A 23,418-nucleotide genomic window follows, 5' to 3' on the forward strand; every position below is an offset into this window, starting at 1 on the left:
CGGGCATTAGGGTGTCGATCATGGGTGAGCCGCAGCCGATCCTCGAACCGCTCACACCGTCCGCGATCTTCTTGGTCGCCACGATCGACGAGGGTGGCGAAGCGACGGTCCGCGACCTGCTCGCCGATATCACCGGCCTGCGCCGCTCGGTGGGCTTCCGCCTGCCGGGCGCGAACCTCACCTGCGTCACCTCGATCGGCTCCGACGCATGGGACCGCCTGTTCGCCGGCCCGAAACCGGCTGAGCTGCATCCGTTCCCCGGTTACGTCGGCGCACGCCACACCGCGCCCGCGACGCCGGGCGACCTGCTGTTCCACATCAAGTCCGAGGTGCAGGACGCCTGTTTCGAGCTGGCCATGGCGATCGGCGATCGGCTGGCCGGTGCGGGAACGATCGTGGACGAGACGGTCGGCTTCCGCTACTTCGAGCAGCGCGATCTGCTCGGTTTCGTGGACGGCACGGAGAATCCGGAGGGTCGCGCGGCCTACGCGGCGGCGCTGGTGGGCGACGAGGACCCGGACTTCACCGGCGGCAGCTACGTGATCGTGCAGAAGTACACGCACCCGCTGGCGGACTGGCGCGCGCTCTCGGTAGAAGAGCAAGAGCGCGTCATCGGCCGCACCAAACTGGACGACTTCGAACTCCCCGACGAGATCAAGCCGGCCGACTCGCACGTCGAGGTCAACACGCTGATCGATCCGGACGGCACCGAACGCCAGATCCTGCGCGGCAACATGCCCTTCGGCAGCGTGCGCGAGGGCGTGTTCGGCACCTACTACATCGCCTACGCGGCCACGCCGAGCGTCACCGAACGCATGCTCACCCGGATGTTCCTCGGCACCGACGAGGCGGCCTACGACCGCATCCTGGATTTCTCCGTCGCCCAAACAGGCACCTCGTTCTTCGCACCCACCGTCGATTTCCTCGACGATCTGCCCCCGGCGCCGTGGGAGGCGGCGGAATCCGTGGTGTCCGTGGACACCGACGGCGCCGGTCCCGCAGATCTGCCCGGCACCGCCGCGCCCGCGGGCGACGGCGCCCTCGGTATCGGCTCGTTGAAAAGGAGCATCCGGTCATGAACAACCTCCATCGCGAACTAGCGCCGATCACCTCCGAGGCGTGGGCGGCCATCGAGGAGGAGGCGACGCGCACGTTCAAGCGGCACATCGCGGGCCGGCGCGTCGTCGACCTGTCCGGCCCGCACGGCGTCGACTACTCGGCGGTGGGCACCGGGCACACCACGGCGATCGATTCGCCGGACGCCGGGGTGTTCGCCCGTCAGCGGGTGGTCGCGCCGCTGGTCGAACTGCGGGTGCCGTTCACGCTCTCCCGCGAGGAACTCGACAACGTGGAGCGCGGCGCGCAGGACGCCGACCTGGACCCGGTGAAGGACGCCGCGAAGAAGATCGCGTTCGCCGAGGACCGGGCGATCTTCGAGGGGTATCCGGCCGCGCACATCACCGGCATCCGCGCCGCCTCGTCGAACGACCCGATCACGCTGCCCAGCGATACCCGGCTGGTTCCCGAGGCGATCGCGCAGGCGTTGACCGCCCTGCGGCTGGCCGGTGTCGACGGACCGTACTCGGTGCTGCTCAGCGCCGATCTGTACACCGCGGTCAGCGAGACCTCCGACCACGGCCACATGATCCGCACGCATATCGAGCGCCTCATCCCGGAAGGGGAGATCATCTGGGCGCCCGCCATCGACGGCGCGATCGTGCTCACCACGCGCGGCGGCGACTTCGATCTGCGCATCGGCCAGGACCTGTCCATCGGCTACCTGACGCACGACAGCACGTCGGTGCAGCTGTACTTCCAGCAGAGCCTGACGTTCCTGGTGTACACGGCCGAGGCCGCGGTCCCGCTGACCCTCTGAGCGCCGGTCACATCTGGGAACGGCCAGGTGCGCGGCCGGAGCGCGAGACGGTACGGTGGCCGGATATGCGCCATGAACAGGTAGGTGAGATGACAACGGTGCGGGCGGGTGTCGTTCCGACGCAGCGCGCCGTGTTCTACAGCGTGCTCGGCATCCTTGCCACCGTCACGATCTGCGGTTCGTTCGTCGCCGCGTTCGGGGTGAACCGGGTGTTCACCGGCCTGCTGGCCGGAGCCGTCGTCGGTATCGCGGTGCTGGTCGCCCTGTTCACCCGGGACGCCGTCGTCCTCACCGATCACGCCATCTACCGGCGCAAGCCGTGGACGATCTCCAGCATCTCGTGGGACCGCGTGGTGGCCGGGCGCTTCACGCTCGACGAGCGCGCCCGGTGGTCGCTGGCGCTGGACCTCATCGGCGGCGACGAACCGCACGGCGAACTGGTGCTGTTGTCCATTCCCCCGGTGGTCCGCCCGGTCGCGGGAGCGTACGACCTGCGCAAACGCGACCAGGTGACGGAGATCCGGGCGATACTGCGGCGCAAGCGGATTCCGGTGACCGTGTTGCCGCAGATCGCGGGCGCGTTGCAGGAGCATTGGCAGATCGGGCCGCCGACGCACTGAGGGGTGGGTCAGCCGAGCCGGCTTCTTTCGTCGTTTCTGCTCAGCGCAACTCGCGGATCAGCACCTCGAAACGGGGGGCGTCAGGCCAAGATGGGCGCAGCCATCCGACCCTTTCCCAGCCCCAGCGCCGATAGCGCGCGTAGGCGCGCTCGTTGTCCGCTTCGACGAGAAGTGTCGCGCGCTGTTCGGATCGAGAACCGAGCAGTTCGTCATGCAGTGCCCGCGCTACGCCTTGCCCGGCATATTCCGCGCACACCATGATCTCGCTGAGACCGAACGTGCGCGCGCCGTCTTCGGTGGTGAACTCCTCGGGATCGCCGCTGTCGAGATGCAGTCCTGTCCACCATCGCGCGTTCGGAGGTAGCGGCCATCCCCAGGTCTGCCCCGCAGGTTCACCCTCGACTCGGGCAAGCACATATGCGAAGCCGCTGCCACGGGGACCGGTGTAGGAATCGAACCGGCGCATGAATTCCGAAGGCGAATCGAACGGATCTCCAGATTCGATGGCATCGACGTATGAATGGCGGTAGACGTCCTCGACGATCTCTCTTCGCGCACGTGCTTCGGCAGCTGTGTAGTGCTCGAATTTCAGGCCATCCGGGAAGCCGGTCACGCGGTCACCGCCTTCCGCGTCAGGGAGTCGTACAGCTCGCGGAACTCCACACCGGCGGACACCCGATCGACTGCTGCTCGAACTGGCTCGAGGCGGCGCAGTGTGCGTGTCGATGCAATGGCAGACAGTTCCGACAACGCCGGGAAGCCGTGCTCGAGCGCGCCGGTGATATCGCCGAGGCGAGCCCTGGTCGCCGCCGACCATGCGCGGACGATCGTGGCATTACGCATTGCCGCGGGGTGATCGACGGCAGCCGCGTACAACTCGACAGATCGACGCAGGTCGCCGATGTCCGCATAGCCGCGAGCCTCGTGGTCGGCGATCTCCGAGTAGGTTACGAATCGCAGCCATTGCGGAACTTCTTCCAGCGGTTCGGACTGCATGGCCTGATCCAACTCTCGCCATGCGGTCGCGATAGCACGCCCGAAAGCAATTCTGTCACCGAGTATTCCGCACGCCTGCGCCTCACGAACAGCTATCAGAGCATGTATCCGGCCTGGTGGCCGACCGCGCATCAAGGTGCGGGCACGATCAGCGAGTTGCAGGGCCTTGTGGGGGCTTCCTCCTCGATTGGCGCGAGCAAGGGAGCTGGATTGATTCGCCGCAATCAGGCAAGTGTGTGCAATGAGGTCATCGTCGTTCGCCTCGGTGCCGAGAGCCATGGCATCAGCAAAGCACCTGCGCGCAAGCGGGTGCCGGTCCGCGTCATAGGCCAACCACCCGGCGAGCACGGCTAGTTCTCCGGTCGCCTTGGTGAAGGCGCTGCCAGTAGCGGAATCGAATACACCGGTTTGAAGCCGGTCCAGGGCGTGCGCCAGCTTGTCAACGGCGAAACCGACCAGTTGTGCACCGCCTGTGCGCTGATCCTCCTGACCGAGCGCATCGACATCGGCCAACAGCCGTTCGGCATCACTCATGCCGATTCGGTCGGCGCTGTCCGGGACAAGCACCGCGACCGCGCCTACCGCGGCTAGCTTGTTGAACTCACGCCGCTTCACATCGTCCTCGACTTCCCGCACATGCATACCGACCGCACCGTCACCAGCACTGGCCGGTTCGGGCTGGATGGTTTCTGCCCCGCTAAGAACAGGATGCCCTCCGGTTTTCGGTGGTGCACCTGCCAACTGATGCCAGAACCGCTCCCGCTGCGCCGGTTCGAGGCCGTTGTAGATCGTGTCGAGCGCTTCGGCCGACCGCCCTCTGACCGGACGCTCCGCTGTGGTCCTCTGTTCCCACTTCTGCACAGTCGCAGTCTGAAATCCGACCTTCTCAGCGAACTCCTCTTGTGTCATGCGCAAAGCAACCTCGCGCAGCGCTCGGACTTCTTTTCGTGTCCATGTGCTGACGATCAATACCCACCCCTCGCCCGTGCCCTCCAACGGTCCGTACGAGAAGCGTACGACCTCCAGACGAGTTGTGTGCCTGGGATCACATGCTCAGCACGGACAAGCTGGAAGAGCCCCGCCGCCGGGTTGAACCCACACCGAGCAACCTGACCAAGAGGTCTGAAAACGATGGAGCACACACCTTTCGGGGATACACCCGCGTCCCGCTGCCACTTCTACCGGCGCGTTTGTGATTTGCCCGCTGTGATCGACCCGCCCGAGCTGGGGCGCATCATCATGCGCACGTCGCACGTAGGAGCGTTGACCATGCCCGCTCCGCTAGGGCGGGCTGTCAGGCAAGTCATGCAGCGCCGCAGGGATGCGATAGGGCCGATCGTGGCGCATCCTCGCTCGAACAGGTGGACCTACATTGTGCGGCAGGATCTTCCAGACGACACACGGCTTTTCGCGGAGATGTTTCGGCTCGACGTGTCGATTGTCCGGGACGGAGGCACAGTTGCACTGCCGTCGCCCACTGCTGAGTCCGGCGCTGTCAGGCATTGGATAGAGACACCCCGAGACAGGTTTCGTCCGTCGGGAATGGTTGTGGTCGAGTCCATTCGGGCGTGTGTCGGTCCGGATAGCCGATGAACGGAGGCGAAGCGCGATGACTTCTCCGCTGCCGAACGATCCGGATGTGCATCTGTCGGTGTTCCTGCACGGCGTCCGGCTCGACTTCACGGCTTGCCTTACTGCCGCGTTGACGTTCATCGAAGACCACCGGAAACGCCACTACGTTGACGCGGTGCACGTGCTTCCTGATAATGCCGAGTGCTGGCCCAGGTTACCGAATGAGAGGTTGTACCTGGAGCGGTGAGGGCTCCTTGCCCGGTGACTATGTACGCGCGACACTGACCTGTTCGGACCATGACGAGAAGGAGCTAGGCGTGGGGAATGGCGAGCAGTTGGCTATGGATCTCGGCGTACCCGTCGAGCAGACCGAGTGGGGCAAATGGGTCGACCCGGACCGCCGCGCGGCTCAGGTCCAGAAGTTCATGGACTATGCAGGCATACGTGAGATTCCTTCGGAGCCGTGGCCGGAAGAATCAGAGGAAGTCAAGCGGCTCGATTCGATTGTTGCCGAACTTTTTCCGGACTTGGCTACAGCGATGAAACCCGAGAGCGCCGACATGGCGGACGCTTTCATCTGTTTCATCGGTGAGTGTTTTATCAAATTTACGGGTGCCAAGTGGATCGAATACAAATGGTTCGGTCGTGATCATTCATTTTATGACCACGTGAATCCGGCCCTACAATTCGACACGCTAGATGAAGACGTAGACACAATATGGGGACTGATGGGAAGCATGATCGACTTCGACCCTGATGTCTATGACGGAATGTTCTCGACAATGGCCGCCACCTTCCGCGAATATGCAGCATATCACCAAGAGAAACTTGACGAAGAAGCCTCGACTGCTCGATGATGGCTCGCCAACAAAATAATTGACCAGTGCGTTCTGCTCACCCGGGGGGTGTGGCCAGCGATGGACGAGTATGACAGAGATCGCGACAAGGTCCCGAATCATGAACGCGGCAGGATATTCGAGAACGGCATCGATCGATTCTTTCGCGACCGCGAGAACGGATATACTCCCGGGTCGCGAATATACGAAACCACGAAGGGCCGAATCCGGGTCGACCACTCCAAAGTAGTCGGCGCGCGGACATTCACCATAGAAGACAAATCCGGCCGGATCGAAGGAAATAAAGACAAAAAGCAACTGGAGGCGATGCGGGAGATCCTCAAAGAGAACCCGAACCATCAGCACATGTTGCGATCCGTCGAAGGCGAGCCGGTCGCGAAAGACCTGCAAAAACTGATAGACGGCTTGATTCGCGATTTTCCGAGTCAATTTCAGCACAAGCTGATATCACGATCCGATGCCCGCGAGATTTGGGCCAGAGGCCTCGCCGTGGAGCGCGGTAAAGCGCAGCAGCTCGAATTACCGGGTATCCGCGAGAAAGCTCGACAGGGGAAGCTCCAGGCTTTACAGAATCGTCGGGAAAAAATCGCCGAGCTTGCGCGAGCGCGTGAGCGAGCCGAGAAGTTCCGGATTATGCTGAGGTTCCGCGATGGTGCCACGCGTGGCCGGGCGGAAGCCCCCGAGCGCGATCGACAAGCGCGAGAAGAAGCCGAGCGAACCAGGCAAGCACGCGGGGTCGATGAGCGCGCAAGGGTCGAACGTGAGGCCGCCGAACGGGTGGCACAGGAATTCCCGGCGCCTAACCAGCAGGAAGAACGACCGGCCGCCGACACCGGGGAACGGGCGGCCCGAGAGGCGGCCGAGGCACGTGCGGCAGCCGAGAAGGAACGCGCGGAACATCTGGCGCGGCTGCAAGCGCGCGGAATACCACCGGAGGTGGTGAAGATTCTCGGGCTCGGTCAAGCGGAACCGCCGTCGGCGGCGGTGCGGGAGTCGCCGGGTCATGCTCCGTCGGTCGTGCGGGGTTATTTGCACAGCCAGGATCGGAGCCGGGGGATCGAGCGCAATCGGTAGCCGTACCGTGTCATGGGTTGGGCATCGCCAGGTGGTCCAGCAGCACGATCGCCTCGGCCCGGATCGGGTCGAGATCTCCGGGCCAGCCGAGCGTGCGCAGTACCGCCCCGGGGATCGTGCGCTCGGCGTACCTGGGCGCGGCTCCTTCGTCGGAGCGAATGCTGATCACCGTCTCCACCAACCGGAACGGCAGCAACTGCGTACCCGGCACGCTCACCGCGCCGACCTCGGCCAGCACCTGCGCGGCCAAAGTCTCGTAATGTCCGCGCAATTCGTCGCGGCGCAGGCGGAAGGCGGCGAAGCGCTCGGTGCGCAGTTCCGGGAGCAGGTACAGCGCACCGAGATTCCAGCGGGACGCACATAGTTGCCGCACGTCGAACAGTGCCAGCGCGTACAACCGGACCGGCACTGGTTCGGACGCCGCGCGCAGGCGCTCGGCCAGTTCGATCGGGGCGGCGACGGTTTCGGCGAGCAGCGCGTCGAGGATGTCGTCCTTGGCGGCGAAGTGGTGGTAGAGCGAGGCCTGCCGGATGCCGACGGCGTCGGCGATCGCGCGGGTGGAGGTGTTGGCGTACCCGTTGGTGGTGAACAGTTCGCCTGCGGCGTCGAGGATCTCGGCGCGCGGCGTCGATCCGCGCCTGCGTCGCTGTTCGAGACGCGGCCGTCCGGGCCCGAGGTTTGCCACGGGTTCATTCTGGCAGGTCGGCGTGGGGATGGTCCGGCGCGGTGGTCGAGCGCTCAGTTGGCCGACGGCACGCGGTGCGTTTTCTGTCACTTGATAGAAATAGCCGCAACACAGAAGTTACCCAAGGTCTCGAAAGCGATACACGCAGGTCACCGAAAGCGCGATCGCGGCGGCAAAACTGTCGTCTGATAGTTATTGGCCGCACGCCGAAGGACCGCCCATGGCCACCACGCTCGCCCAGACCCCGCCGCCCGACCTGACCGGCGACAGCGCCGACCTCGCCAGGTTCGGCTATCAGCCCGTGCTGCACCGCAAGCTCGGCCGCTACGCCTCCTTCGCGGCAGGCTTCTCGTTCGTCTCCATCCTGACCACGATCTTCCAATTCTTCGGCTTCGGCTATTCGTTCGGCGGAGCCGCCTTCTTCTGGACCTGGCCGATCGTGTTCGCCGGACAGTTCCTCGTCGCGCTCAACTTCGCCGAACTTGCCGCGCGCTACCCGATCTCGGGCTGCATCTACCAGTGGTCCCGGCGGCTCGGCGGCGAACTCGTCAGCTGGTTCGCGGGCTGGATGATGATCATCGCGCAGATCGTCACGGCCGCCGCGGCGGCGATCGCCCTGCAAGTGGTGCTGCCGTCGATCTGGAGCGGATTCCAGCTCGTCGGCACCGACACCGCGCTCACCTCGTCGTCCGGCGCGACCAACGCAGTGCTGCTGGGCAGCATCCTGTTGGTGGTCACCACGCTGATCAATGTCATCGGCATCGACCTGATGGCGCGGATCAACTCGATCGGCGTCACGGTCGAGATCGTCGGCGTGCTGGCGATCGTCGCGCTGTTCTTCACCCACACCGAGCGCGGGCCCGGCGTGGTACTGGAGACCGACCAGGCCGCGCCGGGACCCTACTGGGCCGCGTTCCTGGTGTCGGGATTGATGGCGGCTTACGTCATGGTCGGATTCGACTCCGCCGGTGAGCTTTCCGAGGAGACCAAGAACCCGCGCCGGGTCGCGCCGCGCACCATTCTCACGGCGCTGTCGGTCTCGGCGCTGGGCGGCGGGCTGATGCTGCTCGGCGCACTGATGGCCGCGCCGAGCCTGTCCGATGGCGCGCTGGCCTCCGACGGCCTGGCCTACGTGCTCACCGCGAAGCTGGACAGCCCGGCGGGCAAGGTGCTGCTGGGGTGCGTGGCGGTCGCGATCACCGTGTGCACCTTGGCTATCCAGACCGCGGGCTCGCGGCTGATGTTCTCCATGGCGCGGGACGGGAAGCTGCCGTTCGCCCGCAGGCTCGCCGCGGTGCACCCGCGTTACGGCACGCCGGTGCTGCCCGCGATCGTGATCGGCGCGCTCGGCATCGGCCTGCTGGTGCTGAATCTCGGCAACGCCGCGATCTTCGCGACGCTGGCCAGCGTCTGCATCGTCACGCTCTACCTGGCCTACCTGCTGGTGACGGTGCCACTGCTGATCCGGCGGTTCACCGGCCTGCCGGACACGGGCACCGACGCGCGGCTGTTCGGCCTGGGCCGATTCGGCATTCCGGTCAACGCGCTCGCCGTGGCCTGGGGCATCGCGATGGTGGTGAACCTGGCCTGGCCACGGGCGGAGGTATACACCCCGGCCGGCGGTGGCTGGTGGATGCTCTGGGCCGCACCGCTTTTCGTGCTGCTGGTGCTCGCCGTCGGCGTCGTGGTGCATCGCTTCGTGGTCGGCTGGTCGCGCGGCGTCACCGCGGGCGAGCCCGCACCGCAACCGGCCTGAGCGCCTTCGATGCGGCGGTGCGCTGCCAGGCACCGCCGCATTCCCCCATATTCGGCATCCGAAAGGAATCATCGTGACAAGCACTGCGGACACCTCCGGCGCGCGAGCGCACGCACGGGCGCAGGCCGCGGCGGCGACGATCGCGAATCCCGCGCTCCCCGCCGACATCCCCGCCTCGAAGATCACCTTCGCCCAGCGGATTCCGGCGGGCGGTTACGCGAACATCGCGCTCGGACGCGGCACCCGCGTCCGCCTGTCCGACCCGCACGGCGCGGCCTGCGCGCACCTGCTGCTGGTGCGCGCCGACGCGCCGTGGGAGCGCCTGAACGTCGCCGACACGGTCAAGGTGCCGTGGCAGGCGTACCTGGGCAGCGGCCACCCGCTGCTGTCGGACCAGGGCCGTGTGCTGGCGACCGTGCTCGCCGACACCTCCGGCCACCACGACACGCTCTGCGGACCCACCGACCAGGCCCGGCATTCGCTGCGCCTCGCGGGCGCCAAACACGGCCTGGAACCACGGGACATCGGGCCGACGGTCTCGTTATTCCGCGGCGTGCGTGTCGCGCGGGATGGCGCGCTCGTCTCGACCGGCAGCGCCGCCCCCGGCTCCTCCGTGGATCTGCTGGTGCACCTGCCGGTCACCGTGCTGGTCGCCAACTCCGCGCATCCGCTGGACGACCGGCCCGCGACCGACCTCGACTTCGTCGCGTGGGCCGCACCGGAAGACCTCGCCGCACCCGGCAACGAGGACCCGGAATACCGACGGGCCCTGGAGAACACCGAACAAGCCTGGACCGCCGCGCTGACCTTGGAGGCAACCGCATGACCACGGCACGCGCCATCGTGCTCGACGAGACCGTCCCCGCCCGCTCGCCCTGGTCGGCGGTGGTCCGGGCGGGCGAATACCTGGAGATCATCGATCTGCACGGCAACCAGGCGGTGGACTGCCTGCTGTACTCGGCGGCCGATCACTCCGAACGCTACAGCGCGCAGGCCACGATCACCGCCCAGCGCAACATCTTCCTCACCACCGGCAGCGTGCTGCGCACCGACACGGGCACGGCACTGATGACGGTGGTGGCCGACGAGGTCGGCAACCACGACACCATCGCGGGCGCGTGCTCGCAGGAATCCAACACTCTGCGCTACGGCCACCACACCCGCCACCAGCACGCCTGCGTGGAGAACTTCCTCACCGAGGCGTTGCGCTGGGGCCTGGGCAAACGCGACCTGGTGTCGAATATCAACTGGTTCATGAACGTTCCGGTCGAGGCGGACGGCACGCTGGGCATCGTGGACGGATTGTCCGCGCCGGGCAAACGGGTCACGTTGCGCGCCGAGATCGACACGCTGGTGTTGGTGTCGAACTGCCCGCAGATCAACAACCCCTGCAACGGCTTCGACCCGACCCCGGTGCGCATGGTGGTGTCGCGATGACCGTCGCCGAGCTACCGGTGGCCCGGGTCGCGCAGGACGAGTCCGCGCGACCCGACCGGATCGAGGTCGTTCGCCCCGGCATGCTCACCACCGTGCAGGACTGGCCGGGCCGGGTCGGGTATTGGCACATCGGCGTCCCGCCGTCGGGGCCGATGGACGATCTGTCCTTCCGTCTGGGTAATCGCGCGCTCGGCAATGCCGAGGGCGCCGCCGGACTGGAATGCACCCTCGGCGGCCCCGCGCTGCGGTTCACCGCACCGGGCTGGGTCTGCGTCACCGGCGCTCCGGCGGAGGTGACCGTAGACGGCGTCGCCGTGCCGCAGTGGCGGACGGTGCGGGTGCCCGCGGGCGGTGTGCTGGACGTGGGCGCGGTGCGCGGACCGGGGATGCGCTGTTACGTGCTGATCGCCGGCGGTATCGACGTGCCCGAATACCTCGGTAGCGCAGCCACGTTCACGCTCGGCCGCTTCGGCGGCGGCACCGGCGCCGCGTTGCGCGCCGGAGAGTCGCTCGCGCTCGGCGCGCACCACGGCCGCGTCACGGCGGCCGTGCCGATGGACGAGCAACCCGTGCTGGCCCGGCGCTGGGAACTCGCCGTCACCGAGGGCCCGCACGGTGCGCCCGAGTTCTTCACCCGCGCCGACTTCGAGACCGTCGTCGGCACCGACTACGAGGTGCACTTCAACTCCGACCGCACCGGCGTCCGGTTGATCGGGCCGAAACCGGAATGGGCCCGCACCGACGGCGGCGAGGCGGGATTGCACCCGTCCAATATCCACGACACCCCGTATTCCGTCGGCGCGCTGGACTTCACCGGCGACACGCCCATTCTGCTCGGTCCCGACGGACCCAGCCTCGGCGGTTTCGTCTGCCCGGTCACCGTCGTCGCGGCCGACCGCTGGAAGCTCGGGCAGCTCTCGCCGGGCGACCGCGTGCGATTCGTGCCGGTCCGCGGTGACCGGGCGGCCTCGATCCGGGAGCTCGGGCTCGCGCGCCGGGCCGGGTGGCCGACGGTGCTCTCGTCGGGCGGCGACGGCGACGACGGCGTGTTGCGCCGTTGCGAAGCCGACGACGAGACCGCGGTGACCTACCGTCGCGCCGGCGACGACGGCGTCCTCGTCGAATACGGCGCCATGACCTTGGATCTGGGCCTGCGCGCCCGCGTGCACGCGCTGCATCAGCACCTGCTCGCCGCCGGAGTGCGCGGCGTGACCGAGCTGACCCCCGGCATTCGTTCGTTGCAGATCCGGGTCGACCCGCACGTGCTGTCCGTGGCCGCGCTGCTCGACCTGCTCGCCGAGACGGAGGCGCAGTTGCCCGCCTCCGATCAGCTGGTGGTGCCCAGCCGGGTAGTTCATCTGCCGCTGTCCTGGGACGATCCGTCCACGCGCGAGGCGATCACCCGCTACATGCACGGTGTGCGCGCCGATGCGCCGTGGTGCCCGTGGAACATCGAGTTCATCCGCCGCATGAACGGCTTGGCTTCCGTCGCGGACGTCTACGACACCGTGTTCGGAGCCGAGTACCTGGTTCTCGGCCTCGGCGACGTCTACCTCGGCGCGCCGGTCGCCACACCCACCGACCCCCGGCACCGGTTGGTCACCACGAAGTACAACCCCGCCCGCACCTGGACGCCGGAGAACGCGGTCGGCATCGGCGGCGCCTATCTGTGCATCTACGGTATGGAAGGGCCGGGCGGATATCAGTTCGTCGGACGCACCACGCAGGTGTGGAATCACCGAGCCGGTGCGGGCCCGGTTCCCCCCGGCGCCGACCGGGCCGCATCGGGCGTCGAAACACCCTGGCTACTGCGTTACTTCGACCGGATCCGCTGGTATCCCGTCGAAGCGGAGGAACTGCTCGACCTGCGCGCCGACTTCGCCGCGGGCGACGTGCGGGTGCGAGCCGAGGACGGCGAATTCCGCCTGGCGGAGTATCGGGCGTTCCTCGCCGAGAACGCCCGATCCATCGACGCTTTCCGCGCGAAGCAGGCGGAAGCGTTCACCGCGGAACGCAATTCCTGGCGCTCGGCTGGTGAGCTCACGGGTTGAGTTATGAGCGCAGGTCACGAACTGCGTGTGCTATCTGCGCAGGAGCTCACGGGTTGAGTTATGAGCGCAGGTCACGAACTGCGTGTGTTATCTGCGCAGGAGCTCACGGGTTGAGTTATGAGCGCAGGGGTCGCGAACTATGTGCGATATCTGCGCAGGAGCTCACCGGTTGACTCGTCAGCGCAGGTCGCGGAAGAACTCGCGGATGTCGGCGGTGAGCAGCGCGGGTTCCTCCATGGCGGCGAAGTGGCCGCCGCGATCGACGTCGTTCCAGCGCGTGATGGTGTTGGCTTCCTCGGCGTAGCGACGAATGCCGACGTCGTGGGCGAAGACCAGCACGGCCGTCGGCACGCCGGAGTTGCGCTTCGGCTCGCCCCACGGGGCGTCCTGGGCGTAGCCGACATAGGCCGAGGAGCCCGCGGTGCCGGTGAGCCAGTAGATCATCACGTTGGTCAGCAGCCGATCCCGGTCGAGGATCTTGTCCGGCTCGACGGCCCGTGGATGGGTCCACTCCCGGAACTTGTCGATGATCCAGGCCAGTTGCCCCACCGGAGAATCGGTCAGTCCGTAGGCCAAGGCCTGCGGGCGGGTGGACTGGATGGCGACGTAGCCGTACTCCTCCCGCATGAACGCCTGCATCCGCCGGACGCGATCGCGCTCCAGTTCGGTCAGGCTCGCCAGCTCCGCCTCCGCGCGCGGCAGCGGCGGAAGACCCGGCGCGCCGTTGACGTGCACGCCCACGACCTGATCGGGCACCGTTCGACCCACCTCCGGGCTCACCGCCGCTCCTATGTCGCCGCCTTGCACGCCGTATCGCTCATACCCCAGCCTGCCCATGAGCTCGGCCCACGCCGCGGCGATCCGCGTGACGCTCCAGCCCGTCTCGGCGACCGGGCCGGAGAACCCGAATCCCGGCAGCGACGGGATGACAAGGTGGAACGCGTCGGCCGGGTCGCCGTGCGACCTCGGATCGCTCAAAGGCCCGATGACGTCGAGGAATTCGGCCACCGAGCCGGGCCATCCGTGGGTCAGCAGCAGCGGCAGCGCGTCGGACTCGGGCGAGCGCACGTGCAGGAAGTGGATGGTCTGCCCGTCGATCTCCGTCGTGTACTGCGGATAGGAGTTGAGTTGCGCTTCGGCCGCGCGCCAGTCGTATCCGGTACGCCAGTGGTCGGCCAGTTCGCGCAGCCACGCGGTCGGCACACCGGTGTCCCAGTCGTCCCCGGGCAGGGGGGCAGGCCAGCGGGTCGCGTCCAGACGGATACGCAGGTCGTCGAGTTGCCGCTGCGGGATTTCGATGCGGAACGGAGTGATTTCGTCGGTCATGTCATCGACGGTATGGCCTGCCTAGGACAGCTTTTGCCCTAGCTTTCGGGCAGACTTTTCCCATGTTGGAAACCTCGGCGCGCCTGCTTCGTCTGCTGTCGCTGTTGCAGACCCCGCGCGATTGGACCGGCGCCGCACTCGCTGAACGACTCGGTGTCGACGTGCGCACCGTCCGCCGGGACATCGACAAGCTGCGCGCGCTGGGCTACCCGGTGGACGCGACACCGGGCGTGGCGGGTTACCGGCTCGGTGCGGGAGCGAAGCTGCCGCCACTGCTCCTCGACGATGACGAGGCGGTGGCGGTGGCACTCGGCCTGCGCACCGCGGCGGGCGGCACCATCGCGGGCATCGAGGACAGTTCGCTACGCGCGCTGGCCAAGCTCGAGCAGGTGCTCCCCGCGCGCCTGCGCCACCGCGTCGGGATGCTCCAGGCGGCCACGGTCACGGTGCCCGCGGGCGGCCCGACCGTCGACCCGGACGTGCTGACCGCTGTCGCGGCGGCCATCCGCGACCACCACCGCCTGCGCTTCGACTATCGCGCGCACGACGGCGCCACCTCGCTGCGCGTCACCGAACCGCATCGCCTCGCCCACACGGGCAGGCGGTGGTACCTGATCGGCTGGGACGTCGACCGCGCGGACTGGCGCACCTACCGCGTCGACCGCCTGCGGCCGCGCATCCCGACCGGCCCCCGCTTCACCCCGCGCGAAGCGCCCGATGCCGACCTGCCCGGGTACGTCTCCCGTGGCGTCACCACCGCGCCGTACCGCTACGCGGCGCGCATCACTCTGGGGGTCGCCGCGGAAGTGGCCGCCGAGCGAATCGCCCCGACCGTCGGCGTGATCGAGGCGGTGGACGCGGAAAATTGTTTGCTGCGAACGGGTTCCGACTCGCTGGACGAATTGGCGATCTACGTCGCCGGCTTCGGCTTTCCCTTCCGGGTGCACGAACCGCCGGAACTCGTCACGCACTTACGCGAACTCGCCGCGCGCCTCGGCGCGGCGGCCGGCTGACCCGGCTCAGACTGTCGCTATCGCGGTCAGGAGTGGTGCCCGGCACAGGTGTCACAGTCCGCGCCCGCACGTCGTCGTCTCGGTGAAGCGATGGGAACGTCCCATCGGCACCGACGAGATCGGAGACAGTCATGACCGCGAAGATCCTGGTCACCGGTGGCACGGGCACCCTCGGCCGCGAAGCGCTCCCGCTGCTGCGCGCGACCGGCGTCGACGTGCGCGTGTTGAGCCGCACCGAACGTCCGTCGGACGGCGGAGTCGAGTTCGTCGCGGGAGACCTGCTGCGCGGCACCGGCATAGATGCCGCGGTGGCGGGTGTCGGCACCATCTTGCATCTGGCGGGCGACGCGAAGGGCGACGACGTGGCCACCGCGAATCTGTTGCGGGCCGCCACCGCCGCGGGCGTCGGGCACATCGTGTACATCTCGGTCACCGCCGCCGAACTGCTCCCGATGACGTACTTCCGCGCGAAGTTCGCCGCCGAGCGGGCCATCGCCGAGTCGGGTATCCCGTGGACCACGCTGCGTGCCGCGCAATTCCACGACTTCGTACCGAAGCTGGTGGACACGATGCTGAAATCGCCGGTGCTCCCGGTGCTCGGTGGGGTGCGCCTCCAGCCGGTGCACGTGCGCGAGGTGGCGGCCCGGCTGGCGGAGCTGACGGTCGGCGCGCCCGCCGGACGGGTCCCGGATCTGGTCGGGCCCGAGGTGATCGGCATGCGCGAGCTGATCCGCGACTACTTGGCGCTGCTTGGCAAGCGGCGGGCGTTGCTGACCGTCCGGGTGCCGGGCAAGGCGGGCCGGGTCTATCGCGCGGGCGGAAATCTGGTGACCGACGGCGCCGACGTCGGCGAGCTGACCTGGGCGGATTACCTCGCGGAACACCGGGGCGCGGTCCTGGCCGGATGACCCGTCACTGCCGCCGACCCGGCTCGGGTGTCGGTGGCGACCAGGCCTCGGCCACCGCTCAGACGACGATCACAGTCTTACCCTGGGCGTGCCCGTCGGCGACATGGCCCACCGCCGCCGATGCTTCGGCCAGTGGATGGCGCCGCTCGATCGACGGGCGCAGCCGATCAACGTCGGCCCCGCGATGCTGCGCTACATCGACGCCACCGTGGGCTGCCTGCGCGCGGCGGGTTTCTCCCTGCCGCAAGCCGATCGCGCCTGGAACGCGCTGGACGGCCACCGCTACGGTTTCACATTGCAGGAGTTGAATTTTCCACGGAACCGGGCGGATACGTCGCTGCGGCACAACAGTTCCTGCCGCGCATCCCAGCCGAGGGGTATCCGTACATGAACGCACTCGCTAAGCTGGTGATCGACGGGAAGCATTCGGGCATCGCCGATTTCGATTTCGGCCTCGACTTGATCCTGGACGGCCCGGAACGGTTGCTCGCCGCGAGCGCCTGACGCTCAGTCCATGCGGAACGTGGCCTCGGGGTTCGCGGTGTCCCGCACGATCCGCAACGCCTCGGACATCGCCGCGAGCTGTTCGGGCGTCAGCAAACCGACGAACCAGCGGTCGACGGCGGCGAGATAGTCCGGCAGCACCTGTGCGAGCCGCTCCGCGCCCGCCTCGGTGAGCACCGCGTACGCGCTGCGCCGATCGCCCGAGTCCAGCTCGCGTTCCACCAGCCCGGCGCGCGCCAGCCGATCGACCAGCCGGGTGACGCCGCTGGTGGACAGCGCGGTCTGCACGGCAAGCTCCGTCATCCGCAGCCGCCGCCCCGGTGAACGGCTCAGCCGCATCAGGGCGTTCAGATCCAGTCCGGACAGACCGTGCGCATTCCAGACCTGCTCCAGCTTGGCGACCACACCTCCGTGCGCCTCGAACAGCAGGCCCATCGTGGTAAGGCGCGGGTCGTCGAACAGCTCAGTCACGTCCATACGGGCAACCTACCGGAATGTTTCCCCGCGCGGATAGTTGACACGAGGAATAAGTCGTTGTAGAAATATGCATACGCAATATTCCTCGCGTCAACTAGTGGAGGTTCCCATGTCGCCGACCGCCTGGATCGCCGGATTCCGCTCCGCGGTGATCCGCCCGGACGAACAGATCAAGCTCGCGGAGTCGCGCGCGTTCACCGACCAGACCGTCCGCCAAGTGCTGCATCTCGCGGGCGGCGGCGCGCAGGTGCGGGTCGGGCTGACCAATCGCTATGGAAAGACACCGCTGGCGATCGGCGCCGCCCGGGTCGCCCTGCGCAAGACCGGCGGCGAGATCGTCGCCGAGACCGATGCCGCGTTGCGGTTCGACGGCGCCGAACAGGTGGTCGTCCCGGTAGGCGGCGAAGTGCTCAGCGACCCTGTCGATCTGGCTGTCCCCGCGGGCGCGGACCTGGCATTGAGCCTGTATCTGCCCGGCCCGACCGGGCTGGCCACCTTCTCCCACCAGCCCGGCGAAACCGCTTACATCGCGGACGGAAATGTCGCCGACGAAGCCGCGCTCACCACCGCGGACGAGGCGCCCGCGCGGTTCTTCGTCACCGGTGTCGACGTTCTCGCGCCCGTGGCGACGCCGGTGGCCGTCGCGTTCGGCGATTCGTGGTTCGAAGGCTTCGGCACCACGATCGGCGCCAACCGCAGGTCGGTGGACTTCCTCAACGCGCGACTGGAGCGGGGCTGGGTGGTCAACCAGGGCATCTCAGGGAATCGGCTGCTCACCGACGAAATCGGCGAGCCGGGCCTGGATCGTTTCGAGCGCGACGTACTCGCCGTGCCGGGCGTGACGAGTGTGCTGATCAACTTCGGCATCAACGACTTCATCCTGGGCGGGATGGCGGGGCAGCCGCCCGCGACCGCCGAGGAGCTGATCACCGGCTTCACCACGCTCGCGCGGCGCGCGCACGCGGCGGGGCTTCCCATCCACGCCGCGACCATCGGACCCTACGGCGGCTGCGTCTACGAGGGCCTGCCGGTCGCGGAGACCTTGCCGATCCGTCGGCGCGTTAACGAATGGCTGCGTGGCACCGACGTTTTCGATTCGGTGTTCGATGTGGCGCGAGCGGTCGAGGACCCGGAGCGGCCCGACTTCATCCGGCCCGAGTTCGACAGCGGCGACGGCATGCACCTCAATGACGCCGGCGCTCGCGCCATGGCGGAAAGTGTCGACCTCACAGTTCTTTTCGGCTAGGTCACGGCTCGAGACCACGCAGCACGATCTCGACGCCACCGCGGAATTCGTCGTCGGCCGACATGCCCTTGGCCTGGCCCGCGGTCTGCGCCAGGTGCGGGTATTTCTCCGGGGGCAGTTCGGCCAGCACGATCGTCCCGTGCCCCCGCAGCGGCGCATAGTGCTTGTTCTGGAGGTAGCCGATCAGGAAGGCGATCAGGGTGCGCTGGGCGATGACGCGGGCGCGCCCGGTGAATCCACCCTCGGTGAGCACGGCGAGCAGTGTTTCCATCACGCGCAACGACTCGACCGCCGACTGCCTGCGCCGCAGCACGATCGGCACGGCGGCCGGATGGGCCGAGAACCCGTCACGGATGTTCTCGAGCAGTATCGTCACGCGCTCCCGCCAGTCGGTTCCGGCAGGGAGCGATGTGTCGATCGCGGCGAAGACCTGGTCGGCCACCAGTACCTCGAGTTCGTCGCGGTCGCGCACGTAGCGGTACAGGGCCATGGTGGCCATGCCGAGTTCCTTGGCCACCGCACGCATGGTCAGCGCCGACGAACCCTCGCGGTCGAGCACGGCGAGGGCCGCCGTGGCGAGATCGGCGGTGGTCAGCGAGCGGGGGCGGGGCACGGATTGACAGCGTACAAGCTACGCGCATACTTGTCGTAGGCGTACAAAGTACACCTACGAGAGGAGTCCCTGATGTCGCTGCCGACCGCTGTCCCGGACCGAAAGCTGGTCACCGTCTCCGGTGCGCAGGTCTTGGTGCCGGACCCGGATCGCCTGATCCACCTGCAATTCCGGCGCTTCGCCGGATGCCCGGTGTGCAACCTGCACCTGCGTTCGATCGTCGCGCGCCACGCGGAGATCGCCGCCGCAGGCGTCCGCGAAGTGATCGTCTTCCATTCCAGCGCGGCGGAATTGCGCAAGTACACCGCGGAACTGCCGCTGGACGTGATAGCCGATCCGGACCGGAAGCTCTACCGCGAATTCGGCGTCGAGACCTCGCCTCGCGCGCTGCTCGACCCGCGCGGCTGGCCCGCCATCCTGCGCGGTGTCGCCCACGACGCTTACGCGACCTTGCGCCGAAGGCAGTCCGCCCCACCCGGCAAGCCCGAGGGCGGCAGTCTCGGACTGCCCGCCGATTTCCTGATCGCACCCGACGGACGGGTGCTCGCCGCGAAGCACGGCGCGCACGTCTACGACCAGTGGTCGGTCGACGAACTCCTCGCGCTCGTCCCAGCGGAGCGGCGCGCATGAGAATTGCCGAAAGTCCCCTGGTGGCACGTGTGTTCGCGCTGGTTCCCGCCGGGCTGCTCGCCGGAGCGTTCGGTTACGGCGCGGTGAATGTCCTCTACGCGTTCCGCAGAGTCCCTTTGGATGTGCGCTTCACCTTCCACACCGCGCTGATGAGCGTGAACGGCGTGGTCATGCAAACACTGATGGGTCTGACCATTCTGAGCGCATTGGTGCTGACCGCCCGCTCCACCGGGCGGTCACGCCTGCTCGCCGGGAGCGCGAGTCTGCTCGCCATCGCCGCGTTCCTGATCACCCGCCTGGGCAACGTCCCGATCAACCAGAAGATCAAGATATGGGCGATCAGCGGCCCACCCGCCGACTACGCCGAAATCCTCACCCGCTGGGAAACCTTCCACGTCGCCCGCACCGCCTGCGCCGTCCTGGCCTTCCTCCTCATCGCCTCTACGACTCTCCTCCCCGCGAAATCATGACCACGAGTGGCACATGGTGGCGAGGTCTTCTCGCGATTCGCCGCACCATGTGCCACTCGCGGTGGTGTTTCCGGCTAGTCCGAACGGGTGCGTCTGCTGCGCAGGTGGTTCACGCCGAAAGCGAGCATGGAGGTGAGTACCGCGACGCATCCGATCACCGCGGCCAGGGCGATCATGGAGTTGAGTCCATCGATCGACGCGGAGGCCGCGATGTGCGACAGGTCCGACGCGATCGGCTGGAACCGCGTGGGCAGCTCGTCGGCCACCGAGCGGCCGGCGCCGGAGCCCGCCGCTTCCAGGAACTGCTCACGCAACACCGGCGGGACGGCTCCGGGCAGCGCGTCGAGCCCGTCGGCAGCGGAACCGCGCGCGGAGTGATTGAACATGGCGCCGAGCCCGGCCACGCCCACCGCGAGGCCGACCTGCCGAAGGGTGCCGAACGTCGCGCTGGCCATGCCCGCGTTCTCGTCGGAGGCGAAGGTGAGTGAGGCCGCCTGGTTGACGGCCGTGATCGCGCCGAGCCCGAGGCCGCCGATCACCATTCCGGGCAGGAAATGCGTCCAAGAGTCGTCGGAACCGAAGTCGCCCATCAGCCATGTGCCCAACGCGACCATGCCCATCGTGACCGGCAGCGAGACCGCGAACGGGACCCGCTTGGCGAAGACCATCGCCAGCGGCGCGCTGATCAGCGCGGCCACGCTCACGGGCAGCAAGCGCAGGCCCATCTGCAACGGCGTGTACCCGAGTGTGTTGATCAGGAACACCGCCAGGTAGTTGCTCGCGGCCATCAGCGTCGCCATGTGTCCGATCGAGACGACGGCCGTGCCGGTGAATCCGCGCTTGCGCACCATGGACACGTCGAGCAGCGGGTGCGCGGCCTTGAACTGCCACGCCGCGAATCCGGCCAGCGACACCGCGGCGGCCGCGCCGAGCCCGAGCACCGCAGCCGAGGTCCAGCCCAGCGAGTTGCCGCGGGTCAGCGCGAAGACACCCGTCACCAGGCCACCGGTGAGCAGCAGCGACCCCGGCCAGTCGGCCTTGCGCCCTTCCATGCGCGCCGACTCCGGCATCCGCAGCACGGCGAGCACCCCGATGAAGATGCCGATCGGGACGTTGATGATGAAGATCGACCGCCAGCCGAACTGGGTGACCAGCGCGCCGCCGAGCACCGGACCCGCGACGGTCGCGCTCGCCATGACGGCGCCGTAGACGCCGATGGCCTTCGCGCGCTTGCCCGCGTCGGGGTAGGCCACCGCGAGCAGCGGCAACGCCGTCGCGAAGATCATCGCCGAGCCGACGCTCTGCACCGCGCGCAGGACATTCAACTGAAGAATGCTGCCTGCCAGCGCCAACGCCAGCGACGACGCGGTGAACACCGTCATGCCCGCGAGGAAAAGACGCTTCCGGCCGAACCGGTCGCCGAGCGTGGCGAAGGTCAGCAACAGTCCCGCCATCGGGATGGCGTAAGCGTCGATGACCCACTGCAATCCGTCGATGGACGTGTCGAAGTCGGTGCGGATATCGGCGAGCGCGGCGGAGACCACGGTCAGGTCGAGCATCATCATGAAGATGGCCCCGCTGACCATGACCAGCACCAGCCCGGCGCGCAGCGGACTTGCGGAAGAGTCGTCCGGCTTGCTGCCGGACGAGGTTGCGATCGTGGACATGTCTTCCTTATGAAGTTCGCGCACCACCCGCGAAACGCGTGCGGGCGAGTCCATTACGGACCGAAAGGACGGGAAACGCGCGACCGAAGCCGCGCCCCCGACACTATCCACGCCCCCAACCCCCGTAAATGACGTATCAAGACAAACAATCTCGCGCTTTGCCGCAGCCATGTGCCACTCGCGGCTGTTGCGGGCTAGGGCTGTTCCAGTACGTCGAAGGGAATAGTTGCCTCGACCGGGTCGTCCAGTAGCAGTACGCGTCGGTGGACTGTGTGGGCCAGGTAGCGGCGGCCGGACCAATCGAGACGGTATTCCTCGATCTCTTCGATGCGTTCTTCCTTCTGATCGAGCCGGACGATCAGGTAGCGAGGAATACCGGCGGCCGCGTATTGGATTCGCTTGTCGGTGATATCGGCATCGATGGTCGACTCCGAAGTGACCTCGACCACCAGCAGAATGTGCTCACGCACGGTGTTGACGTCATAAGGCTCGCGGTCCCGGATCCAGATGTCGGGGTAGCGGATGTTCAACCGCCGATCCGCCGCTGTGGATTCCGCGTCGGCGAATCGCGCGGCCACATCGGAGTCCACGACCATGCACGGCCCGCCATCGCGCCTGGCCGCCTCCAGCATTCCGGCCAGCCGCCGGACCACACGGCTGTGCACGGGGCTCTGTGCCATCAGTCGCACTACGCGCCCGTCGACGATCTCGATGTCACCGAGCCCGCCAGTCACCCCTTCGGCGAACTGCTCGGCCGTGACACGGAGTACCTGTTGCTCGTCGGGAGCGCTCATAGCGACATCATTGCAGTTCGAACCGAACCGGACCACGGACTCCGCTGACGATCACCTCCGGCGGCGAGAGGAACCATCACCACGGCGGAAGATTCCGCTACGGCGAGGTCAGGGCAGGAGGGTGGCGGGGTCGATCGTGAATTCGAAGGGGCTGCGCAAGGCGACGGCGTCGCCAGCGGACACCCGGTGGGTCAGCTGGTAGGTACCGTCGGCACCGAGTTCGTGTGCGAACAGAACGGGGAACGACTCGCCCGGTAATTGGCCCTTGAAGGCGTTGGGCTCGAAGCGCCAGTAGTTCGTGATCCCGGCTTCGGCATAGACAACGGGCTTGACCATACGGTCTTGCAGAGTGGTGGATTTCGACACCACCTCGACCACCAGCTGAACCTGTGCCACCGGGATGCCGCGATCGTCCCAGTTGATCGGTCCGTTTGCCACGATCAAATCAGGAATTGGTTCATCTTCATCGATCAGCACACCCACACCTTCGAGAACCAGATAACCGGACGGCGCGCTAGCCGTCAGCGCGCGTACCAGGCATTGGACCAGCCACTGATGGCGCGGCTTGCGTGCGGCATTCACGACGAGCTGACCATTCAACACCTCGTAACGCAATCCGTCTTCGGGCATGCGATCGAGATCGGCAGCCGTCCAGCCGTCGCCATGAGGAACTGGCATCGCCGTGAAACCAACCTCCAACCTCGTAGGACGGTGACGATCGCCGCCGCCGATCGACTCGAGTGTAATCGCGTGGATCGAATTGATTCGAGTCGATCGAGCGGAGCAACGCCACTGGTGTAGGGCACAGGTCGACCGTGCCCTACACCAGCAAGTACCGCCGTTCTC

25 protein-coding genes are annotated in these 23,418 nt (G+C 67.2%); 16 read left to right on the plus strand and 9 right to left on the minus strand.

The window, feature by feature from the left end; all coding sequences use genetic code 11:
* Positions 1 to 20: 20 nt before the first annotated feature.
* From ACIA5H_RS14595 to ACIA5H_RS14605, 3 genes are all read left to right on the plus strand, one after another.
* Positions 21 to 1,079, plus strand: coding sequence for a Dyp-type peroxidase (locus tag ACIA5H_RS14595; protein ID WP_379250685.1), 1,059 nt, complete (start codon positions 21 to 23; stop codon positions 1,077 to 1,079).
* Positions 1,076 to 1,876 (plus strand): family 1 encapsulin nanocompartment shell protein, encoded by an 801-nt coding sequence (locus tag ACIA5H_RS14600; RefSeq protein ID WP_397076420.1) that lies wholly within the window; start codon positions 1,076 to 1,078, stop codon positions 1,874 to 1,876. The genes ACIA5H_RS14595 and ACIA5H_RS14600 overlap by 4 nt, the downstream gene beginning before the upstream one ends.
* 89 nt (positions 1,877 to 1,965) lie before the next feature.
* Positions 1,966 to 2,496 carry a hypothetical protein gene (locus ACIA5H_RS14605; protein WP_397076422.1) on the plus strand — a complete coding sequence of 177 codons (531 nt, stop codon included), beginning with the start codon at positions 1,966 to 1,968 and terminating at the stop codon, positions 2,494 to 2,496.
* Positions 2,497 to 2,536: 40 nt separating this feature from the next.
* Here ACIA5H_RS14605 and ACIA5H_RS14610 read toward each other — a convergent pair whose 3' ends face one another.
* Positions 2,537 to 3,109 (minus strand): GNAT family N-acetyltransferase, encoded by a 573-nt coding sequence (locus ACIA5H_RS14610; RefSeq protein ID WP_397076424.1) that lies wholly within the window; start codon positions 3,107 to 3,109, stop codon positions 2,537 to 2,539.
* A complete protein-coding gene (locus ACIA5H_RS14615) occupies positions 3,106 to 4,461 on the minus strand; it encodes a helix-turn-helix domain-containing protein (protein WP_397076426.1) in 1,356 nt (451 codons plus the stop codon). Before ACIA5H_RS14615 ends, ACIA5H_RS14610 begins: the two co-directional genes overlap by 4 nt.
* Positions 4,462 to 5,101: 640 nt before the next feature.
* On the opposite strand from ACIA5H_RS14615, the gene ACIA5H_RS14620 reads away from it, so the two are divergent.
* From ACIA5H_RS14620 to ACIA5H_RS14630, 3 genes are all read left to right on the plus strand, one after another.
* On the plus strand, positions 5,102 to 5,311 hold the full coding sequence (locus tag ACIA5H_RS14620) for a hypothetical protein (protein ID WP_397076428.1): 210 nt from the start codon (positions 5,102 to 5,104) through the stop codon (positions 5,309 to 5,311).
* Positions 5,312 to 5,381: 70 nt separating this feature from the next.
* Positions 5,382 to 5,921, plus strand: a complete 540-nt coding sequence (locus tag ACIA5H_RS14625; protein WP_397076430.1) for a hypothetical protein — start codon at positions 5,382 to 5,384, stop codon at positions 5,919 to 5,921.
* A 60-nt stretch (positions 5,922 to 5,981) separates the two neighbouring features.
* The gene (locus ACIA5H_RS14630; RefSeq protein ID WP_397076432.1) at positions 5,982 to 6,995 is read left to right on the plus strand and encodes a hypothetical protein; all 1,014 of its coding nucleotides are present in this window, start codon (positions 5,982 to 5,984) and stop codon (positions 6,993 to 6,995) included.
* A gap of 10 nt (positions 6,996 to 7,005) precedes the next feature.
* Here ACIA5H_RS14630 and ACIA5H_RS14635 read toward each other — a convergent pair whose 3' ends face one another.
* On the minus strand, positions 7,006 to 7,680 hold the full coding sequence (locus ACIA5H_RS14635; RefSeq protein WP_364428649.1) for a TetR/AcrR family transcriptional regulator: 675 nt from the start codon (positions 7,678 to 7,680) through the stop codon (positions 7,006 to 7,008).
* Between the two features lie 220 nt (positions 7,681 to 7,900).
* On the opposite strand from ACIA5H_RS14635, the gene ACIA5H_RS14640 reads away from it, so the two are divergent.
* The 4 genes from ACIA5H_RS14640 (at position 7,901) to ACIA5H_RS14655 (ending at position 12,924) form a co-directional block, all read left to right on the plus strand.
* Positions 7,901 to 9,436: an amino acid permease gene (locus ACIA5H_RS14640; protein ID WP_397076435.1), complete on the plus strand. Its 1,536-nt coding sequence runs from the start codon at positions 7,901 to 7,903 to the stop codon at positions 9,434 to 9,436.
* Positions 9,437 to 9,509: 73 nt separating this feature from the next.
* The gene (locus ACIA5H_RS14645) at positions 9,510 to 10,262 is read left to right on the plus strand and encodes a DUF1989 domain-containing protein (protein ID WP_397076437.1); all 753 of its coding nucleotides are present in this window, start codon (positions 9,510 to 9,512) and stop codon (positions 10,260 to 10,262) included.
* On the plus strand, positions 10,259 to 10,873 hold the full coding sequence (locus ACIA5H_RS14650) for an urea amidolyase associated protein UAAP2 (protein WP_356963787.1): 615 nt from the start codon (positions 10,259 to 10,261) through the stop codon (positions 10,871 to 10,873). Before ACIA5H_RS14645 ends, ACIA5H_RS14650 begins: the two co-directional genes overlap by 4 nt.
* On the plus strand, positions 10,870 to 12,924 hold the full coding sequence (locus ACIA5H_RS14655) for a 5-oxoprolinase/urea amidolyase family protein (RefSeq protein ID WP_397076440.1): 2,055 nt from the start codon (positions 10,870 to 10,872) through the stop codon (positions 12,922 to 12,924). Before ACIA5H_RS14650 ends, ACIA5H_RS14655 begins: the two co-directional genes overlap by 4 nt.
* Positions 12,925 to 13,101: 177 nt before the next feature.
* Here the strand turns inward: ACIA5H_RS14655 and ACIA5H_RS14660 are convergent, their stop codons facing one another.
* Positions 13,102 to 14,250 carry an epoxide hydrolase family protein gene (locus ACIA5H_RS14660; protein ID WP_397076442.1) on the minus strand — a complete coding sequence of 383 codons (1,149 nt, stop codon included), beginning with the start codon at positions 14,248 to 14,250 and terminating at the stop codon, positions 13,102 to 13,104.
* 62 nt (positions 14,251 to 14,312) lie between these two features.
* Here ACIA5H_RS14660 and ACIA5H_RS14665 point away from each other — a divergent pair, with 62 nt between their 5' ends.
* From ACIA5H_RS14665 to ACIA5H_RS14675, 3 genes are all read left to right on the plus strand, one after another.
* A complete protein-coding gene (locus ACIA5H_RS14665; RefSeq protein WP_397076444.1) occupies positions 14,313 to 15,263 on the plus strand; it encodes a helix-turn-helix transcriptional regulator in 951 nt (316 codons plus the stop codon).
* A 131-nt stretch (positions 15,264 to 15,394) separates the two neighbouring features.
* Positions 15,395 to 16,171 (plus strand): SDR family oxidoreductase, encoded by a 777-nt coding sequence (locus ACIA5H_RS14670; protein ID WP_397076446.1) that lies wholly within the window; start codon positions 15,395 to 15,397, stop codon positions 16,169 to 16,171.
* An 88-nt stretch (positions 16,172 to 16,259) separates the two neighbouring features.
* Entirely contained in the window at positions 16,260 to 16,562 is a 303-nt protein-coding gene (locus ACIA5H_RS14675; protein WP_397076448.1) for a hypothetical protein, read from the plus strand.
* A 116-nt stretch (positions 16,563 to 16,678) separates the two neighbouring features.
* Here the strand turns inward: ACIA5H_RS14675 and ACIA5H_RS14680 are convergent, their stop codons facing one another.
* Entirely contained in the window at positions 16,679 to 17,152 is a 474-nt protein-coding gene (locus ACIA5H_RS14680) for a MarR family winged helix-turn-helix transcriptional regulator (protein ID WP_397076450.1), read from the minus strand.
* Between the two features lie 109 nt (positions 17,153 to 17,261).
* On the opposite strand from ACIA5H_RS14680, the gene ACIA5H_RS14685 reads away from it, so the two are divergent.
* On the plus strand, positions 17,262 to 18,398 hold the full coding sequence (locus tag ACIA5H_RS14685; protein WP_397076452.1) for a GDSL-type esterase/lipase family protein: 1,137 nt from the start codon (positions 17,262 to 17,264) through the stop codon (positions 18,396 to 18,398).
* Position 18,399: 1 nt separating this feature from the next.
* On the opposite strand, the gene ACIA5H_RS14690 is transcribed toward ACIA5H_RS14685, so the two are convergent.
* Positions 18,400 to 19,011: a TetR/AcrR family transcriptional regulator C-terminal domain-containing protein gene (locus ACIA5H_RS14690; RefSeq protein WP_397076454.1), complete on the minus strand. Its 612-nt coding sequence runs from the start codon at positions 19,009 to 19,011 to the stop codon at positions 18,400 to 18,402.
* A 72-nt stretch (positions 19,012 to 19,083) separates the two neighbouring features.
* Between ACIA5H_RS14690 and ACIA5H_RS14695 the strand changes: the two genes are divergently transcribed.
* The gene (locus ACIA5H_RS14695) at positions 19,084 to 19,641 is read left to right on the plus strand and encodes a peroxiredoxin-like family protein (protein WP_355074753.1); all 558 of its coding nucleotides are present in this window, start codon (positions 19,084 to 19,086) and stop codon (positions 19,639 to 19,641) included.
* Positions 19,642 to 19,661: 20 nt separating this feature from the next.
* Positions 19,662 to 20,111, plus strand: coding sequence for an anthrone oxygenase family protein (locus ACIA5H_RS14700; RefSeq protein WP_397076456.1), 450 nt, complete (start codon positions 19,662 to 19,664; stop codon positions 20,109 to 20,111).
* Between the two features lie 74 nt (positions 20,112 to 20,185).
* On the opposite strand, the gene ACIA5H_RS14705 is transcribed toward ACIA5H_RS14700, so the two are convergent.
* From ACIA5H_RS14705 to ACIA5H_RS14715, 3 genes are all read right to left on the minus strand, one after another.
* Positions 20,186 to 21,778 carry an MFS transporter gene (locus ACIA5H_RS14705; RefSeq protein ID WP_397076458.1) on the minus strand — a complete coding sequence of 531 codons (1,593 nt, stop codon included), beginning with the start codon at positions 21,776 to 21,778 and terminating at the stop codon, positions 20,186 to 20,188.
* Positions 21,779 to 21,972: 194 nt separating this feature from the next.
* Positions 21,973 to 22,572, minus strand: a complete 600-nt coding sequence (locus ACIA5H_RS14710; RefSeq protein ID WP_397076460.1) for a Uma2 family endonuclease — start codon at positions 22,570 to 22,572, stop codon at positions 21,973 to 21,975.
* Between the two features lie 108 nt (positions 22,573 to 22,680).
* Positions 22,681 to 23,250 (minus strand): Uma2 family endonuclease, encoded by a 570-nt coding sequence (locus ACIA5H_RS14715; RefSeq protein WP_397076462.1) that lies wholly within the window; start codon positions 23,248 to 23,250, stop codon positions 22,681 to 22,683.
* Between the last annotated feature and the right edge of the window lie 168 nt (positions 23,251 to 23,418).

The sequence above is a fragment of the Nocardia sp. NPDC051900 genome, from assembly GCF_044452545.1.
Classification (GTDB): Bacteria; Actinomycetota; Actinomycetes; order Mycobacteriales; family Mycobacteriaceae; genus Nocardia; species Nocardia sichangensis.